A 16642-nucleotide genomic window follows, 5' to 3' on the forward strand; every position below is an offset into this window, starting at 1 on the left:
TACCCGGCCTACTTTCTCTGGTTTTGTAGGCCGGGTAAGGCGAAGCCGCCTCCCGGCAAAACCCCCTCCCCGATCTCCCATAAAGTGAACTCCCTCGCATCACAAGCGAGGCGGCGATGGTATTCTCTTCAGGCTGTTTTTTCGCCACGCCTTTTCTGTGGCGTGGTTATTTTTATTCAGTCAAAGAGGAACTTATATGAAACGTTTGCCCTTGCTGGCAGCATTACCCTTGCTTTGCGCGTCACTGGCTTCCGCCGCGCCCCTGATGTCCGTGGGCTACTTCAATGGCGGTGGCGATGTTACCGCCGGACCGGGTGGCGATATCAATAAACTCGATGTCCGTCAGATCACACACCTCAACTACTCGTTTGGTCTGGTCTATAACAACGAGAAAGACGAAACCAACCCTGCACTGAAAGATCCGGCAAAACTGCATCAAATCTGGTTATCACCCAAGGTGGCATCCGACCTGGCGTTACTTCCTCAGCTTCGTAAACAAAACCCGAATTTAAAAGTGCTGCTTTCCGTTGGCGGCTGGGGCGCACGTGGTTTTTCTGGCGCAGCGGCTACCAAAGAGAGCCGCGCGGTGTTTATTCGCTCCGCGCAGCAGATCGTCAGTCAATACGGCCTGGACGGGATCGATCTCGACTGGGAGTTCCCGGTCAACGGCGCGTGGGGACTGGTCGAGAGCACCCCAGCCGACAGGGATAATTTCACCGCGCTGTTAAAAGAGATGCGTGACGCGTTTGGTAAGAAAAAACTGGTCACGATTGCGGTGGGCGCAAATGCAGAAAGTCCGAAAAGCTGGGTGGATGTGAAGGCCATTGCCCCCCTGCTCGATTACATCAACCTGATGACCTACGACATGGCGTACGGGACGCAGTATTTTAACGCGAATCTGTATGACTCCAGCGCCTGGCCAACGGTGGCTGCCGCAGACAAATACAGCGTTGATTTTGTGGTGAATAACTATCTGGCCGCCGGCCTAAAGCCGCAGCAAATGAACCTCGGAATCGGTTTTTACGGTCGTGTACCGAAGCGCGCCGTTGAACCGGGTATCGACTGGAGTAAACCGGACGCGCAAAACAATCCGGTCACCCAGCCCTACTTCGGGCCGCAGGAACTGGGCCTGTTCAAATCGCTTGGCTATGACCTGACCAAAGATACCTACGTGAAATACAACGATATCGTCCGCAAACTGCTAAACGATCCGCAGAAACGCTTTACCGAGCACTGGGACGAACAGGCGAAGGTGCCGTGGCTGTCGGTAAAATCCGCCGACGGGAAGGCGCTGTTTGCGATCTCCTATGAGAACCCGCGTTCCGTGGCGATTAAAGCAGATTACATCAAGGAGAAAGGTCTCGCCGGGGCGATGTTCTGGGAGTATGGCGCGGATGACAACAACCAGTTAGCGAAGCAGCTGGCGGAGTCGCTTGGGATCCCGCACTAAGGTGTAGTGTGCCGGGTGGCGGCTTCGCCTTACCCGGCCTACATGGGAGATTTATTTGAAGGTTGCAATCGGCTTCGGCGTGATGCCGAAGTCTTCTTTCAGTTCGCGCTTACTTTTCATCACCATCTGACCGTTAGTGTCGATGGTCATGTGCTGGGCGTTGGTATTGTGACGCGCCTGCCACAGCATCACCAGCTGCAAGCTGTTCTCTTTTTGCTCAGGTGTGAGCGCCACACCGTCCGGCCATTTTCCCAGCTCAACGGCCGTCACCAGGCGCTGATAAACCGCCGGGGTCATGCCTGCAATCATGTCATCAATATTCACGATCTCTCCCTTTCAAAGGAATAATTTGCTGAATCGTTTTTTCAACCCTTGGTCTGGTCGCCGTTTTCGTCATCGGTAAAGCTCATCGAAGCCGAATTTACGCAGAAACGCTCCCCCGTCGGCTGCGGGCCATCCGGGAAGACATGCCCGAGATGGGCGTCGCAATTCCCACAACGAATTTCGGTGCGCACCATGCCGTGCGAGGAGTCCGTCAGATAGCGGATCGCATCATCGCTGACAGGCTCGTAAAAGCTTGGCCAGCCGCAGCCAGAATCGTACTTAGTCTGGGAGTTAAACAGCGGTGCATCACACACCAGGCAGTGGTAGACGCCTTCCCGTTTATTGTGCAGCAAACGCCCGGTAAACGGCGGTTCCGTGCCGTGATTTTGCGTTACGTAAAACTGCATCTCTGTAAGGTTTTTTTTCAAATCGTCGGGGTTATGTTGGTTCGACATATGCTTACATCTCGCTGTTGAAACAGACCTCTTTTAACCCAGATTCTAACAAAACATTAACACCCGCGCGTGCACTTTTGATCTAAACTTATGTGTCGCGAAAAGGCGGTCAGGCAATTGTGATCAATTTCACATTTTAATCCTGCGAGGCCTTTAAAATTCCGGGCGCAGCCCCCATGTGGTTGCTAGCTCAAAGGGAAAGTGAGGCGAGTCAGTCGCACAAACGTTAGTCACAGGATTGATTTGTCGCAATGATTGACACGATTCCGCTTGACGCTGCGTAAGGTTTTTGTAATTTTACAGGCAACCTTTTATTCACTAACAAATAGCTGGTGGAATATATGACTATCAAAGTAGGTATCAACGGTTTTGGCCGTATCGGCCGTATTGTTTTCCGTGCTGCTCAGAAACGTTCTGACATCGAAATCGTTGGTATCAACGATCTCCTGGACGCTGAATACATGGCGTACATGCTGAAGTACGACTCAACTCACGGTCGTTTCGACGGCACCGTTGAAGTGAAAGACGGCCACCTGGTTGTTAACGGCAAAACCATCCGCGTTACTGCTGAGAAAGACCCAGCTAACCTGAAATGGAACGAAATCGGTGTTGACGTTGTAGCTGAAGCTACCGGTATCTTCCTGACCGACGAAACTGCACGTAAACACATCACTGCGGGTGCGAAGAAAGTTGTTCTGACTGGTCCTTCCAAAGACAACACCCCAATGTTCGTTCGCGGTGCAAACTTCGAAACTTACGCTGGCCAGGACATCGTTTCCAACGCATCCTGCACCACCAACTGCCTGGCACCGCTGGCTAAAGTTATCAACGACAACTTCGGCATCATCGAAGGTCTGATGACTACCGTTCACGCTACCACCGCTACTCAGAAAACCGTTGATGGCCCGTCTCACAAAGACTGGCGCGGCGGCCGTGGCGCGGCTCAGAACATCATCCCATCTTCTACCGGTGCTGCTAAAGCAGTAGGTAAAGTACTGCCAGAACTGAATGGCAAACTGACTGGTATGGCGTTCCGCGTTCCAACTCCTAACGTATCCGTTGTTGACCTGACCGTTCGTCTGGAAAAAGCTGCTTCTTACGAAGAAATTAAGAAAGCAATCAAAGCTGCTTCCGAAGGCCCAATGAAAGGCGTTCTGGGTTACACCGAAGACGACGTTGTATCTACCGATTTCAACGGCGAAGTGTGCACTTCCGTGTTCGATGCTAAAGCAGGTATCGCACTGAACGACAACTTCGTGAAACTGGTTTCCTGGTACGACAACGAAACTGGCTACTCTAACAAAGTACTGGACCTGATCGCTCACATCTCCAAATAAGTTGAGATGAGTGCTTGATCCTAAAAGGCGACTTCGGTCGCCTTTTTTATTGTTTTTAGACAGAGGATTGCTTAATGATTAATAAAATTTTTGCACTTCCGGTAGTCGAACAACTTACCCCTGTGCTCTCCCGCCGTCAGATTGACGGCGCCGATATCATCGTCGTCGATCATCCGCGCGTTAAAGCCTCCGTAGCGCTCAATGGCGCCCACCTGCTCTCCTGGAAACCAGAAGGCGAAGAAGAAGGCCTGTGGCTGAGCGAGGCCACCTCGTTCAAAAAAGGGGCGGCGATCCGTGGCGGCGTACCGATCTGCTGGCCATGGTTTGGTCCGTCAGCGCAGCAGGGATTGCCGTCTCACGGTTTCGCCCGTAACCAGCAGTGGACGCTGAAAGCCCACAACGAAGATGATAACGGCGCGGTGTTGACCTTTGAACTTCAGGCAAATGATGAAACGCGCGCCCTGTGGCCACATGAATTCACCCTCTATGCCCGCTTCAAGCTGGGTAAAACCTGCGAGATTGAACTGGAAGCGCACGGCGAATTCGAAACAACGTCCGCCCTGCACACCTATTTCAACGTAGGCGACATTCAGGCCGTTAAGGTGAGCGGACTTGGCGATACCTTTATCGACAAAGTGGACAACGCGAAAGAAGGCAGGCTGGACGACGGCGTTCAGAGCTTCCCGGACCGTACCGACCGCGTGTATCTGCACCCGGAAGCCTGTAGCGTCATCCACGACAGCGCGTTGAACCGCGGCATTGACGTGGTTCACCACCACCATAGCAACGTGGTGGGCTGGAACCCGGGCCCTGCCCTTTCCGTCAGCATGGCTGATATCCCGGATGACGGTTACAAGACCTTCGTGTGTGTGGAAACCGCGTGCGTGACCGCCCCGCAGAAAACCAGCGAAGAAAAACCGTCCCGCTTAGGCCAAACGATCAAGATTGTGAAGCGCTAATATTTATCAGGCACCATAAAAAACAAACGGGGCGCAAGCGCCCCGTTTTAATACATCACGTTCTGGTCAGAACTTGTAGGTCACACCCACGGAGAAGATGCCGGACCAGGACTTGTCGACCATCGGGCTGTCCTTCACTTCGTCGCTCAGACGGGTATAACGGCCAGTACCGTACACGTTCCAGTCGCCGAGGAAGTTATAGGAGGCGGTGAGTTCCAGGTACGGATCCCAGCCATCATCAGCGCTGTAGCTCTTCAGACCACTGCGGCGAGACTCAGCCTTAGACACGCCATAGTAGTAGTCATTGTAATTCTCGCTGCTGTACTGCACACCGATACCCGGCGTCAGGGTCACCGCGCCGTTGGTATAGCGATAAAGCCACGCCAGATCCCAGATGAAGCCATTGCTGTTGTCCAGGGTATCGCCCGCCAGCGCCGTGCGCAGGAAGCCATACTGGGTATTATGGACGTAAGAAAGCCCGGCCATCAGTGAGCTTCTGCGCTTGTCCAGCTGACGAAGCGCATTGCTGTCGCTGTCGCCTGGTTTAAAGTACGTTGGGTCGTAATAGGCCATGATGGAGAGCTTATCGGCCGTATCGTTCCACAGATAGTAGCCGCCGCCCAATCCACGGAACCAGAAGTTATCGCCTTCATAGGTGACAACGGGGACAGGATAAACGTCGCGGTCATACTGCTTGTACGGGCTGTTGATCACGCCAGCACCCGCGCCAACAGTCCACTGGCTCTCAGCCTGTACGGTGCTCGCTGCGGTAGCGGCAAGGATGCCCAATGCCAGAAGTTTGAGTTTGGTCACAATCCATTCTTTCCTGTAGTCAAATAATCAGCGGGTGAAGTGTAACCGCCATTCCCGTACATCCCAAAATTTTTTGCGCGCGAATCCATTTGATTAACCCGTTATTTTTCATTTTTCAGATGACATCCCGCTTTCATTTATGTGACCGATAAATGAAAAACCCCCTTTTCGCTTATAACCGCAGTGGAAATTTTTGGATGAGTTATTGATATGTCATTGAAAGTAGATTTTATCCGTATGCAAGTTTTGCAATTGCCATCTACGCTTTAATTTAAGAAGAGGTTTTGCTGAACACCCTGCGGTTCATAGCCTTCGACCTGGCACACAGGTTGCTGCTCTGGCAGTGAGGTGCGAAAGATTCTCTTCCGGGAGCCTCCACTACTCATACGAACGGCTCTTATCCTGTGCTAAAAAACGAAAGGACGGCATGCCATGAATATATTCGATCACTATCGCCAGCGCTACGAAGCTGCCAAGGACGAAGAGTTCACACTGCAGGAGTTTCTTACCATTTGTCGGCAAGATCGCAGTGCCTATGCCAATGCGGCAGAACGGCTATTGATGGCTATCGGTGAGCCAAACATGGTTGATACTGCCCTGGAGCCACGGCTTTCCCGTCTTTTTTCGAATCGGGTAGTCGCCCGATACCCGGCGTTTGAAGAGTTCTATGGTATGGAAGATGCCATTGAGCAGATCGTCTCCTACCTGAAGCATGCCGCTCAGGGGCTGGAAGAGAAGAAACAGATCCTTTACCTGCTGGGTCCCGTCGGCGGGGGTAAATCCTCCCTGGCTGAACGGCTGAAAGCGCTGATGCAGCGCGTGCCGATCTATGTGCTGAGCGCCAACGGCGAGCGCAGCCCGGTCAATGACCATCCGCTGTGCCTGTTTAATCCGCAAGAGGATGCGCAAATTCTGGAAAAAGAGTTTGGCATTCCGCATCGCTATCTCGGTACGATCATGTCGCCGTGGGCGGCAAAACGCCTGCACGAGTTTGGTGGGGACATCACCAAATTCCGCGTCGTGAAAGTGTGGCCGTCTATCCTCGAGCAGATCGCCATTGCTAAAACTGAACCCGGTGACGAGAACAACCAGGACATCTCGGCGCTGGTGGGTAAAGTCGATATCCGTAAGCTGGAACATCACGCGCAAAACGACCCGGATGCCTACGGCTATTCCGGTGCGCTGTGCCGCGCCAACCAGGGGATTATGGAATTTGTCGAGATGTTTAAAGCACCGATCAAAGTGCTGCATCCGCTGCTGACCGCCACCCAGGAGGGGAACTACAACGGGACGGAAGGTATTTCCGCCCTGCCGTTTAACGGGATTATCCTCGCCCACTCGAACGAATCTGAATGGGTGACCTTCCGTAACAACAAAAACAATGAGGCGTTCCTTGACCGCGTGTACATCGTCAAAGTGCCTTATTGCCTGCGGATCTCCGAGGAGATCAAGATTTACGAAAAACTGCTCAACCACAGTGAGCTGGTCCATGCCCCTTGCGCACCGGGAACGCTGGAAACGCTGTCGCGCTTCTCGATTCTGTCGCGCCTGAAAGAGCCGGAAAACTCCAGCATTTACTCCAAAATGCGCGTTTATGACGGCGAAAGCCTGAAGGATACCGACCCGAAAGCGAAATCGTACCAGGAATACCGCGATTACGCCGGGGTCGACGAAGGGATGAACGGTTTGTCGACGCGTTTCGCGTTTAAGATCCTCTCCCGCGTCTTTAACTTCGACCACGCGGAGGTGGCCGCCAACCCGGTTCATCTGTTCTACGTGCTGGAACAGCAAATTGAACGTGAACAGTTCCCACAGGAGCAGGCTGAACGCTACCTGGAGTTCCTGAAAGGCTACCTGATCCCGAAATACGCCGAGTTTATCGGCAAAGAGATCCAGACCGCCTACCTGGAATCCTATTCCGAATACGGCCAGAACATTTTCGATCGGTACGTCACCTACGCTGACTTCTGGATCCAGGATCAGGAGTACCGCGACCCGGATACCGGCCAGCTGTTTGACCGTGAATCCCTGAACGCAGAGCTGGAAAAAATTGAGAAACCGGCCGGGATCAGCAACCCGAAAGACTTCCGAAACGAGATTGTGAACTTCGTGCTGCGCGCCAGAGCGCATAACAACGGCCGCAATCCAAACTGGACCAGCTACGAAAAACTACGCACGGTTATAGAGAAGAAAATGTTCTCTAACACGGAAGAGCTGTTGCCGGTTATCTCGTTCAACGCCAAAACCTCAACCGACGAGCAGAAAAAGCACGACGATTTTGTCGACCGTATGATGGAAAAAGGCTATACGCGCAAACAGGTCCGCCTGCTTTGTGAATGGTATCTGCGCGTGCGTAAATCGTCTTAAAACAAGTGCCCGGTAACGCGCTTACCGGGCCAACAAAATGTCCGGCACTTACGGACGCTGCAAGTTGGCAAATGCAGTACGGGGGATATATGACCTGGTTTATTGACCGGCGTCTTAACGGCAAAAACAAGAGCACGGTGAATCGCCAGCGCTTCTTGCGCCGTTATAAAGCGCAAATTAAACAGTCGATCTCCGAGGCCATCAACAAACGCTCGGTGACCGACGTCGACAGCGGCGAATCCGTCTCCATTCCCAACGATGACATCAGCGAACCGATGTTTCATCAGGGGCGTGGCGGTCTTCGCCATCGCGTGCACCCAGGTAATGACCACTTCGTCCAGAATGACAGAATCGAGCGGCCACAAGGCGGAGGCGGCGGTTCTGGCAGCGGTCAGGGACAAGCCAGCCAGGACGGTGAAGGCCAGGATGAGTTCGTCTTTCAGATTTCAAAAGACGAATATCTCGACCTGCTGTTTGAGGATCTGGCCCTGCCGAATCTGAGAAAGAATCAGCACCGTCAGCTCAACGAATACAAAACCCATCGCGCGGGTTATACCGCAAACGGGGTGCCCGCCAACATCAGCGTGGTGCGTTCACTGCAAAACTCGCTGGCGCGACGCACGGCGATGACGGCAGGCAAACGGCGCGAACTGCGCGAGCTGGAAACCAGCCTGAAAGTGGTGGAAAATACCGAACCGGCGCAACTACTGGAAGAGGAGCGCCTGCGAAAAGAGATCGCCGAACTGCGGGCGAAGATCGACCGGGTACCGTTTATCGACACGTTCGACCTGCGCTACAAGAACTACGAAAAACGTCCGGAGCCTTCCAGCCAGGCGGTGATGTTCTGCCTGATGGACGTGTCAGGTTCAATGGATCAGGCCACCAAGGATATGGCTAAGCGTTTTTATATTCTGCTCTATCTGTTCCTGAGCAGAACGTATAAGAACGTGGAGGTGGTCTACATCCGCCATCACACTCAGGCGAAAGAGGTGGATGAGCATGAGTTTTTCTACTCGCAGGAGACCGGTGGCACCATCGTGTCGAGCGCCCTGAAGCTGATGGATGAGGTGGTAAAGGAGCGCTACGACCCGGCGCAGTGGAACATCTACGCCGCACAGGCATCGGATGGCGATAACTGGGCGGATGACTCACCCCTGTGTCATGAAATTCTGGCGAAGAAGATCCTGCCGGTGGTGCGCTACTACAGTTACATTGAAATTACCCGTCGCGCCCACCAGACGCTGTGGCGAGAGTATGAGCATCTGCAAGCGATGTTCGATAACTTTGCGATGCAGCACATTCGAGACCAGGATGATATCTATCCGGTCTTCCGGGAACTGTTCCAGAAACAGAGTTCTACAACCTCCAATTAAATGTTATTAATCAGCCAGTTAACCATGTTTTTCTGGCTGATTTTATTGCATTTTCATTCTTAATTTTCACTATATTTTTCATTCGCTTAGCTTTTATTTTGGGGAATGCGATTTTGAAGAAGTGATAATGATAAACTTCCTTTGAGCTTTAAGGATGGCCATCATGCGATGGAGGAAAAATCCTATCGTGCCGACCAAAACCACACAAAAAAAACCAGCCGCTTATGGCTGGTTATTCGTCAGTGAAGCATGGGGAAATTTATCTATATTGCAGGGCAATCATCATCTAATGCACGATTGATGAAGAATGTCACCCTACCCAGCACTTCCACTTCTTCAAGCGCTGCTCCCTCAATCGCTTCACCATCATCCGTAATGAGCGCCTTGCCCATGAGTTTTGCAAATTGTGTGTGGCCGTCGCACAAAATTAACAACACATCTCCAGGCGTCTTTTTCGTTGCTGGCTCTATGACCGCAAACCCCATATCAGTTTCGAGCACCCTGCTATCAGCGCCCATGTGACACAGTATTTCGGGAGTGAGCTGGCGCTCGACGTAATCAGTCGCAGGTGATGCAAATCCCATTAGTGAACCCTCCCCATGTTACGCAAGATCCAGTAACGGTTTTCGCTACCATCTGTCGTTTTATCAGCGAAACCAGGTTGGTTGCGCTCTATCCACTTGTTTGCATCGTCACGGGTAAAGTGCCAGTTAAAACCACGCAACTTTTGTATGAAGCGGTCTGTTCTCAGGTAGCGGTAGCCCTTTGGGTTAAGCTCTATGGCCGCAATAAAAGCAGCACGAATATTCGGTTGACGAGGCATAAACGCACCCTCACTCGCTCATTGACTGTATGCATATACAGTAGTATTTTCACGAAAACAGATCAAGCACAGGCAGTTTTCACTTATAAGAGGATCGGTATGTTTGTTGAACTGGTTTATGACAAACGCAATGTTGAGGGGCTCGAAGGTGCCAGAGGAATCATACTGGCCGAGCTGACGAAGCGGGTGCACCAGATTTTCCCTGATGCCGAAGTGAAGGTGAAGCCGATGCAGGCGAACGGCCTGAACAGCGATGCCAGCAAAAGCGATCGGGAAAAACTGAACCGCTTGCTGGAGGAGATGTTTGAAGAGTCCGATATGTGGCTGGTTTCTGAGTTCCCGACCGTTCGCCAGGTTGGCCTGTAGATATTGTTCGGGTAATATTCCCGACGTTTGCTCGGGCATGAACACTGAGCAATCAGCCGCCGCTCATTCTTACACAAAATGGGCGGCGGTTTTTTACGAGCCCTGTTCCTGCTTTAAAGCCTCTTCCGTTTGTTTCTGATTCCAGATGCTGTCAACTGGCATTTCTACACGAACGCTGACGAACTGGTGAGCCGGGATGTCAACCGGCTCACCATCTGCCAATCCATCACGCTCATTCCTGGCAAATGCTGGCGCATCAGGGTGAGTTCGGTGGTAGGTTTTCACCAGCACAGAACCATCCGCGCTAACCTCATAATCCAGCCATATGAGCGGTTGCTTATTCCTGTCTGTGGGGATTTCAAATCCTCCGTCGATACCGCCCCAGGCAGCGTCTGAGTTGAGTGCTTTACAGCCTTCAATAAGATATTGCCCGATATCCAGACGAGTGACCGTGACGCCTTCTGATTCGTCGTTAGTTTCATACTTACCATCAGTGAAGATTTTGACGACCGGGGATGCCTGCTTTATAAAGCCATTGCTATCCACGACTGTGTTTTTATCATCGTATAATATCCTGCTGTGATTCCATCCAGTTGCTGCTGCACCACCAAAAATACGAACTTTGCCAGATGACTGAAAAGGCATTGAAAAAAGGCTATACGTATCACCTGTCCGGGCAAATATTGTCGGTGAATAGTTCCATATATTCCATGGCTCTGGTATCTGTGCATTATTTCGAAGAACTGTAAGCCCATATCCTGTCAATCCAACAAGAAGATCATCCTGGCTCGTTGTGTTGAATATTAATGCCCCATCCGGACGACCAAGCCCAAACATGCCGGGCTGCATGACATTGTCGCTCGTTGTTCCTGTGTTTTTTGTTGCAGAGCTTCCCAAACCGAGGTTTGTGCGAGCGTCTGCATCATTCGTTGCGCCGGTTCCGCCGTCTGCGACAGCAAGCGCACCGTTGCTCCCTTTCTGTGCCAGTTTACCAATGCCAGGGATAGTTACGGCGGTGCCGTTGATGGTAACGGTGATATTCTGGTTTGCTGAGGTCGTGGCGAACGTCTCCCACGCGCCGATGTTCTCGTCGTACTCGTTGATCAGCTGAGACATGCTCTGCGCCAGGCCGTCGACCGAGAGACTATCAGTAACAAGAATGCCGTACTTCTGGCCGCTCAGCGCCGGAGACGCGGCGGGTGTAATCGTCAATGACGTCGCACTGTTAATGGCGGTGATCTGAAACATCTGTACCGGGTTAGAAAGAACAAACAACGTCTGGCCAACCCGAATCTGGCTGGCTGGCGCCGTCCAGTTCGTACCGGTGCCGGTGGCTGTATTTCCGTTAATGTCGATGGTGCCAGTGTTATAAAGCATATTTTCTCCAGGCAATAAAAAACCCCGCCGGAGCGGGGTTTGTTCAAAACTGAATGGGTTAGTGGCAGGTGGTGCTGGTGAATGTGTTGGCGCTCACCCATGACCAGTTAAAGGGATAACCGGCGCGGTACTGCGTCTGATTGTTTTGCTTGCGGACTCCGTAGATCTGGACGCTGATTTCCTGTCCGCCGACCAGGGCTGTTCCGGTGCATACGGGTTGCTGCTTCTCAATAACGCCAGCGCAACCGGAGAGCAATACCGCTACCGCCAGGCAAAGAATCATATTTTTCATAGTGGTTATATCCCAGGGCATTCATGAAGCTACACAATAACAATATGAATCAATGGGATATAATTGATTTGATAGATCAATTATTCGAAATTGATCGCTAAAAACGATCAATCATAATTGGCGCAGTTAATGGCCATAATCACGTTCCTCAGATTCGAATACGTAACGTTCTGAAGATTGCCGCCGGGGGTTGTCTGCGGCCTGGCGAATATCCGCGTATTGCTTCCCTCAAGCTTTGCCATGCTTTTGTATATGGCCGAGTAGGGCTGCGGCTGACCGCCGGCGGATACAACCCCGGTAATTAGCCCCAGCATGGCAGGCATACAGGCCCACTTCCCCGCCAGAGTTGTATTGATGTTATATCCTGAGCTGGCATCCACCCCGGCTGTACCGAGGGTGATTACATCGCTCAGTGTGCGCGTTTCGTTTGTTAAAATCAGCGTCCCTGATGCATCCCACACAGCCAGCCCGTAGTCTGGCTTTGTCTGCGGGAAAATAGAGAAAAAATAAACGTACGCTGTGCCGGTTGCATTCGGTCTGAGAAAATCAATCGTGATGGTGTTCCCGCTTATCGTCTGAGTGATTTCGACCTCAACCGTGCAATGAACGAACGCGACAACGGGCTGACCTGCGGGGAATGTGTGCGTCACTTTGGTATTGAACCCCGATGTTCCCTGAAGTGCCGCTGTCTTTCGCGCCTGAAGAGCGATTGGCGAGCTGTTCGCGGTCACCCATACTTCCCCGCTCGTGGTCGTCAGTAAAACGCCATACTCCGCCATTTATGCCCTCTCGATCTGGAAAATGAGATAAGCCGCTGCCGCAGGCTCAGTCCCTGCTGAGTAGTCGGTATCACCTGCTGCTGACACTGTTGCTGTTCCCCCCGAAATGGTGATCTTCCTCCGACTCGTACCAAACTGATCGCCGTTCATGCTCTGAAAATAGGTCAGCCTGCAACCCGGTGGAAGCGCTACTGTGTAAGAGCCTGTTTTCTGGTTCTGGGCCAGCTGGAGATAGCCACAAACGCTGACAGGTTTAACGCCATAGTTGTTTACCTTGCCTGATGCGTCCCATGTCTGAACACCATATTCCGCCATCCAGTTCTCCTGAAAAAAAGAGGCCCCGTAAGAGGCCTCCCGTTACCATGTTCCCGTAATTCTCCCGATCTGCACCCTCAACACATTGTTGGCATCCTTGACACTAATCGTCTGATTAGTCTGCTTCATCGCCCCCTCACCAGCTGTCGAACCGTAGTTCTCAAACGTACCGCCCTTATCCAGCCTCCACCCGACTGAGCCAGCGACATAGTTATTGGACTGGATGTAGTTGCCGATCTTGGCGTTGCTGATGGTGCCATCACCTATCAGCGCGTCTCTGATGAACACCTGCCCGTTCTGAATAACGAACGGAAGGGTCACCGTGGCTCCGGCCTGGTGCGTTACGGCGAAGCGGTCAGCCAGGAAGATGACCTGTGACTGCATGCCGGATGGCGTGTTCTCGACGCCGATCCCCATCCCTGCGGCGTAATACTGTCCATTGCTGGCGACGCCAACCTTGATGTTATACATCGCTTTCAGATCACCATTAACGTTCGCGATGGCCTGAGCGTTAGTGGTAATGGCTGACGTATGTCCGTTTATGGTCGCCGTGATTCCGTTTATCTGCGTGGCCGTGGCCTGCTGGTAATCGGAGAACGTCTGGTTCAGGCTGTTGATGGATGCCTTGTTCCCGTTGACTTCCGCCTGCACACTCAGCAGCGAACGCGCCGTTGCCTCCTTCTCGTTGACGATCACCTCATCAATGCGATCCAGCTGCGCGCTGTTACCGGCGACGGATGCAGACAGCGTTTTGCGCGCGGCCACCTGAGCCAGATTGCCCTGAATAATCGCGATGGCGGAGTTCTTCACTCCCCCCGCCATGCCGTCCATAGACACACTGATGCTGTCGATTCGCTGGCCCAGCGCGGTATCAGCCGTCGCAACGGTCTGCTCAAGCTCGCTCAGAGAAGAAGACACACCCCCGACCGTGCTCGACAGGTTTGTAACGCTGGTCTGAACCTTCCCGATATCCTGGGCGTTTTTGGCGATTTCCTGCGCCTGTTGCGCCAGTTCATCGTTGGCCTGTTTGATATCGTCAGCCATACCAGCAATTTTTGCATTGCCGTCCACTGCGCTCTCGATCAGGTCTTTGAACGTCTGAGATTCCTTCATGTCCTCCAAAATCACACTGGAGACATCAGAAACATCTATACTTGCCTGCCCGCGCACCCATTCTGTGTACCCTGATTCGTTGCCGCTGCGGTCCACCAGCTGCGCGCGGTACCAGAAAATTTGCCCTGCCTTAAGGCCCATCTGCTGATATTTGCGCTGCGGGTAAGGCACATCGGCCAGCAGCATCGCATCGTCTTCGGTACCGGTCAGGCTGTACTGAATTTCCGTCTTCAGCGTGTCGTCGGTATTCGCCGGGAATCCCCAGCTCAGCTCGATACCGAATACCACATTATCGGAAGCGATGAAGCCGACCGGTTTCGGCGGATTGCCCACTTTACCCGTAAGATTCACTTCTGATGAAGTCGCCCAGACTGATGAAACGTCGCTGGCGTTCACCGCCCTGACGCGGACCAGATAGCGACCCGAGTAGATACCCTGCACTTCAAAGCCGAGAGAAGACGTTCGGGGCACGCTTACCCAGTTTCCGCTGTCACGCCGCCATTCCGCCTCGTACGCAACTGCACCCTGAACAGCATCCCAGGCAACGCGCATGGTGGTAATCGCAATGTTCTGGTTAACCTTAGAGTAACTGTCTACGAAAATATTTCCTGGGGGAGCCTGAACCCCTGGCGGAATGACACTGACTGGACGCTCGTCCAATCTTGCGCCGGTATCAACGGCGGAATAGATGTCAGGGTTGTAAGTCGTCCCGGTGACTTCGAAAGTGCCATCGTTGTTGTCCCGCGTTCCCGTAACACGGAAAAGCGCTATAAACAGATCGTCAGAGTCCACACCCCAGTTACATTCAGCCTCCGGCGTTTCGCTGTAGGGTGTGGTGACAGTGACTGTGTTTCCGTTAACGGCCTGGACGGTTCTGGCCTGAGCTGTGCCTGATGGAAGATTCAAAAACAGCCTATTACCGGCTTTCACATTAGCAGCGCGATCGAGGGTTATGTTGCGGCCGTTAACCGCGCTCACCCTGCCGCCGATAGTTCTTCCGGCCAGCTCGTTAGCAGCCACGCCGATCACCTCACCAACAGGGGGAACGTCCATGCCCGTGCTGAAGGTCACCACCTCGCCGATACCGTTGGTAAGCAGCGCCCAGCGCCCCCGCCGGTTTGCCTCTGACTGCCTGGTGCAGCCGATTGCAGTCATTTCGAGCTGACGATAATCGAAGCGCATGGCCAGATCGTTATCGTAAACAGGCTCAGGCGTGTCTTTGTAGTGGTTAGCTGGGTCAGACCAGTTCACCAGCGCGGCAGTGTTTCGGGTGGTTTCACTCGGATCCGCAAAGGTAAATTTTCCTTCAACAACGCTGGCGTGGTTATAGATGTGCCACACATCCCGTGGCATATCAGCCAGGACATACATCTTATTGTCACCCCAGTACGTCATGCCGCGAAATATACCCGCCAGATCACGAAGTACAGTCCAGGCGTCATTACGGTCCTGGATATAAACGTTGCAACGAAAACGAGGCTCCGTCCCACTTCCGCCCTTGCCATCTGGTACCAGTTGATCGCAATACTGGGCGATGCGATAAAGTTCCCATTTGTCTATCTGAGTCGCATCGATTCTTTGACCCAGCCCGAAGCGCTCGTTCAGAATGATGTCGTAATAAATCCAGGCAGGGTTATCCGTCCACGCCCATTTAAATACGCCCTCCCATGTACCAGAATAAGTGCGGGTTTCGGGATCATAAGTATCAGGTACACGGATGATTCGCCCTTTCGGATTGCACACAACCTGAGGAATGCCATTAGGGAACTGCTTTGCGTCAAACTCTACATACAGCAGCGCTGTGTTAACGTAGCGAAGTTTGGCGTCAATAATTTCAGTAACGGCCACGACGCGCATGGTGTCGACGATATTCACGCTCGTGGAATCCGGCGTGATTCTGCGAACCCGCAACTGCCATCCAGTCGAGGCTTTCGGAAGATTGACGCGGTGACTGCGCTCATAAAGCGACGTGGTTTTGTCATCAACAGCACCGTTAACCACCGTTTCATACGGCCCGCCATCGACCGACAGATCGATAGCATACTCGACGCGGGTGCCGACTTTATCACCGTTGTTTTTCTGGAGTAAAAGAGTTGGCCATCCCAGGCGAATTCGCAGCGCAGAGAGCTGCGTGTTGGATACCGCGCGCACGTACGGCACAGCCTGTTTCAGCTCGTATGAAACCTGAAGTTCGTTTTCAATGCCGGGGAAGCCCTGAATGTAGTCCTGGTCCTGAGTACCGGAACGGAACTCATATTTCACATTATTGAAGTTATAACTTCCGTCGGCGTTCTGAAGAGGCGTGTAGGAAGATGAGTCACCAAGAAAAATGTTTTTACCATCAAGCCCGCCAGCGAACTCACCCTCTCCAAGCGCAATCAGCACCTTTGCCCTTGCAATGGACTGAATGCTGTCCGGTGCTTCAACGGGTGTTCGGGTCTGATTGCTGCCACCTTTACCGCGGCCTTTGATGATTGTCGTCGTCATATCGCGTCCATA

Annotated in this window: 16 protein-coding genes; 6 read left to right on the top strand and 10 right to left on the bottom strand. The window is 52.7% G+C overall.

Going from position 1 to position 16642, the window contains the following annotated elements; all coding sequences use genetic code 11:
* Positions 1 to 196 precede the first annotated feature (196 nt).
* Positions 197 to 1450, top strand: a complete 1254-nt coding sequence (locus ACOT1A_RS15660; RefSeq protein ID WP_022647792.1) for a glycoside hydrolase family 18 protein — start codon at positions 197 to 199, stop codon at positions 1448 to 1450.
* A gap of 51 nt (positions 1451 to 1501) precedes the next feature.
* Here ACOT1A_RS15660 and ACOT1A_RS15665 read toward each other — a convergent pair whose 3' ends face one another.
* Both ACOT1A_RS15665 and msrB read right to left on the bottom strand, forming a co-directional pair.
* Positions 1502 to 1774, bottom strand: coding sequence for a YeaC family protein (locus ACOT1A_RS15665; RefSeq protein WP_165715758.1), 273 nt, complete (start codon positions 1772 to 1774; stop codon positions 1502 to 1504).
* Between the two features lie 41 nt (positions 1775 to 1815).
* Positions 1816 to 2229: a peptide-methionine (R)-S-oxide reductase MsrB gene (msrB, locus tag ACOT1A_RS15670; RefSeq protein WP_022647790.1), complete on the bottom strand. Its 414-nt coding sequence runs from the start codon at positions 2227 to 2229 to the stop codon at positions 1816 to 1818.
* A 341-nt stretch (positions 2230 to 2570) separates the two neighbouring features.
* Between msrB and gapA the strand changes: the two genes are divergently transcribed.
* A complete protein-coding gene (gene gapA / locus ACOT1A_RS15675) occupies positions 2571 to 3566 on the top strand; it encodes a glyceraldehyde-3-phosphate dehydrogenase (RefSeq protein ID WP_006809136.1) in 996 nt (331 codons plus the stop codon).
* A gap of 74 nt (positions 3567 to 3640) precedes the next feature.
* On the top strand, positions 3641 to 4525 hold the full coding sequence (locus tag ACOT1A_RS15680) for a D-hexose-6-phosphate mutarotase (protein WP_022647789.1): 885 nt from the start codon (positions 3641 to 3643) through the stop codon (positions 4523 to 4525).
* A gap of 66 nt (positions 4526 to 4591) precedes the next feature.
* Here ACOT1A_RS15680 and ACOT1A_RS15685 read toward each other — a convergent pair whose 3' ends face one another.
* Positions 4592 to 5338 (bottom strand): MipA/OmpV family protein, encoded by a 747-nt coding sequence (locus tag ACOT1A_RS15685; protein WP_023299885.1) that lies wholly within the window; start codon positions 5336 to 5338, stop codon positions 4592 to 4594.
* 432 nt (positions 5339 to 5770) lie between these two features.
* Between ACOT1A_RS15685 and yeaG the strand changes: the two genes are divergently transcribed.
* Both yeaG and ACOT1A_RS15695 read left to right on the top strand, forming a co-directional pair.
* A complete protein-coding gene (gene yeaG, locus ACOT1A_RS15690) occupies positions 5771 to 7705 on the top strand; it encodes a protein kinase YeaG (RefSeq protein WP_006809140.1) in 1935 nt (644 codons plus the stop codon).
* Positions 7706 to 7794: 89 nt separating this feature from the next.
* Entirely contained in the window at positions 7795 to 9078 is a 1284-nt protein-coding gene (locus tag ACOT1A_RS15695; protein WP_023299884.1) for a YeaH/YhbH family protein, read from the top strand.
* A 263-nt stretch (positions 9079 to 9341) separates the two neighbouring features.
* Here the strand turns inward: ACOT1A_RS15695 and ACOT1A_RS15700 are convergent, their stop codons facing one another.
* Together ACOT1A_RS15700 and ACOT1A_RS15705 are read right to left on the bottom strand one after the other, a co-directional pair.
* The gene (locus tag ACOT1A_RS15700; RefSeq protein ID WP_000505182.1) at positions 9342 to 9662 is read right to left on the bottom strand and encodes a hypothetical protein; all 321 of its coding nucleotides are present in this window, start codon (positions 9660 to 9662) and stop codon (positions 9342 to 9344) included.
* Positions 9662 to 9901: a hypothetical protein gene (locus ACOT1A_RS15705; protein WP_001137970.1), complete on the bottom strand. Its 240-nt coding sequence runs from the start codon at positions 9899 to 9901 to the stop codon at positions 9662 to 9664. Before ACOT1A_RS15705 ends, ACOT1A_RS15700 begins: the two co-directional genes overlap by 1 nt.
* A gap of 99 nt (positions 9902 to 10000) precedes the next feature.
* Here ACOT1A_RS15705 and ACOT1A_RS15710 point away from each other — a divergent pair, with 99 nt between their 5' ends.
* Positions 10001 to 10267 carry a DinI family protein gene (locus ACOT1A_RS15710; protein WP_047359570.1) on the top strand — a complete coding sequence of 89 codons (267 nt, stop codon included), beginning with the start codon at positions 10001 to 10003 and terminating at the stop codon, positions 10265 to 10267.
* 93 nt (positions 10268 to 10360) lie between these two features.
* Here ACOT1A_RS15710 and ACOT1A_RS15715 read toward each other — a convergent pair whose 3' ends face one another.
* The 5 genes from ACOT1A_RS15715 to ACOT1A_RS15735 all read right to left on the bottom strand — a co-directional run bounded on the left by ACOT1A_RS15715 (position 10361) and on the right by ACOT1A_RS15735 (position 16630).
* Positions 10361 to 11644, bottom strand: coding sequence for a phage tail protein (locus ACOT1A_RS15715; protein WP_421625521.1), 1284 nt, complete (start codon positions 11642 to 11644; stop codon positions 10361 to 10363).
* A 58-nt stretch (positions 11645 to 11702) separates the two neighbouring features.
* Positions 11703 to 11936 carry a phage exclusion lipoprotein Cor gene (gene cor, locus ACOT1A_RS15720; RefSeq protein ID WP_063959193.1) on the bottom strand — a complete coding sequence of 78 codons (234 nt, stop codon included), beginning with the start codon at positions 11934 to 11936 and terminating at the stop codon, positions 11703 to 11705.
* A gap of 107 nt (positions 11937 to 12043) precedes the next feature.
* Positions 12044 to 12715 carry a hypothetical protein gene (locus ACOT1A_RS15725; protein WP_023305937.1) on the bottom strand — a complete coding sequence of 224 codons (672 nt, stop codon included), beginning with the start codon at positions 12713 to 12715 and terminating at the stop codon, positions 12044 to 12046.
* Positions 12716 to 13030 carry a hypothetical protein gene (locus ACOT1A_RS15730; RefSeq protein WP_017382568.1) on the bottom strand — a complete coding sequence of 105 codons (315 nt, stop codon included), beginning with the start codon at positions 13028 to 13030 and terminating at the stop codon, positions 12716 to 12718.
* Positions 13031 to 13072: 42 nt separating this feature from the next.
* Complete coding sequence (locus ACOT1A_RS15735) at positions 13073 to 16630, bottom strand: host specificity protein J (RefSeq protein ID WP_421625522.1); 3558 nt, start codon at positions 16628 to 16630, stop codon at positions 13073 to 13075.
* Between the last annotated feature and the right edge of the window lie 12 nt (positions 16631 to 16642).

The sequence above is a fragment of the Enterobacter cloacae complex sp. SYL003 genome, assembly GCF_049236925.1.
GTDB lineage: Bacteria > Pseudomonadota > Gammaproteobacteria > Enterobacterales > Enterobacteriaceae > Enterobacter > Enterobacter intestinihominis.

What these genes read in the sequence shown, in the direction of transcription:
- msrB (WP_022647790.1), bottom strand. Translation starts at nt 2,229, where the DNA reads ATGTCGAACCAACATAACCCCGACGATTTGAAAAAAAACCTTACAGAG.
- ACOT1A_RS15735 (WP_421625522.1), bottom strand. Translation starts at nt 16,630, where the DNA reads ATGACGACGACAATCATCAAAGGCCGCGGTAAAGGTGGCAGCAATCAG.
- ACOT1A_RS15700 (WP_000505182.1), bottom strand. Translation starts at nt 9,662, where the DNA reads ATGGGATTTGCATCACCTGCGACTGATTACGTCGAGCGCCAGCTCACT.
- ACOT1A_RS15730 (WP_017382568.1), bottom strand. Translation starts at nt 13,030, where the DNA reads ATGGCGGAATATGGTGTTCAGACATGGGACGCATCAGGCAAGGTAAAC.
- ACOT1A_RS15695 (WP_023299884.1), top strand. Translation starts at nt 7,795, where the DNA reads ATGACCTGGTTTATTGACCGGCGTCTTAACGGCAAAAACAAGAGCACG.
- ACOT1A_RS15680 (WP_022647789.1), top strand. Translation starts at nt 3,641, where the DNA reads ATGATTAATAAAATTTTTGCACTTCCGGTAGTCGAACAACTTACCCCT.
- ACOT1A_RS15710 (WP_047359570.1), top strand. Translation starts at nt 10,001, where the DNA reads ATGTTTGTTGAACTGGTTTATGACAAACGCAATGTTGAGGGGCTCGAA.
- cor (WP_063959193.1), bottom strand. Translation starts at nt 11,936, where the DNA reads ATGAAAAATATGATTCTTTGCCTGGCGGTAGCGGTATTGCTCTCCGGT.
- ACOT1A_RS15660 (WP_022647792.1), top strand. Translation starts at nt 197, where the DNA reads ATGAAACGTTTGCCCTTGCTGGCAGCATTACCCTTGCTTTGCGCGTCA.
- yeaG (WP_006809140.1), top strand. Translation starts at nt 5,771, where the DNA reads ATGAATATATTCGATCACTATCGCCAGCGCTACGAAGCTGCCAAGGAC.
- ACOT1A_RS15715 (WP_421625521.1), bottom strand. Translation starts at nt 11,644, where the DNA reads ATGCTTTATAACACTGGCACCATCGACATTAACGGAAATACAGCCACC.
- ACOT1A_RS15705 (WP_001137970.1), bottom strand. Translation starts at nt 9,901, where the DNA reads ATGCCTCGTCAACCGAATATTCGTGCTGCTTTTATTGCGGCCATAGAG.
- gapA (WP_006809136.1), top strand. Translation starts at nt 2,571, where the DNA reads ATGACTATCAAAGTAGGTATCAACGGTTTTGGCCGTATCGGCCGTATT.
- ACOT1A_RS15725 (WP_023305937.1), bottom strand. Translation starts at nt 12,715, where the DNA reads ATGGCGGAGTATGGCGTTTTACTGACGACCACGAGCGGGGAAGTATGG.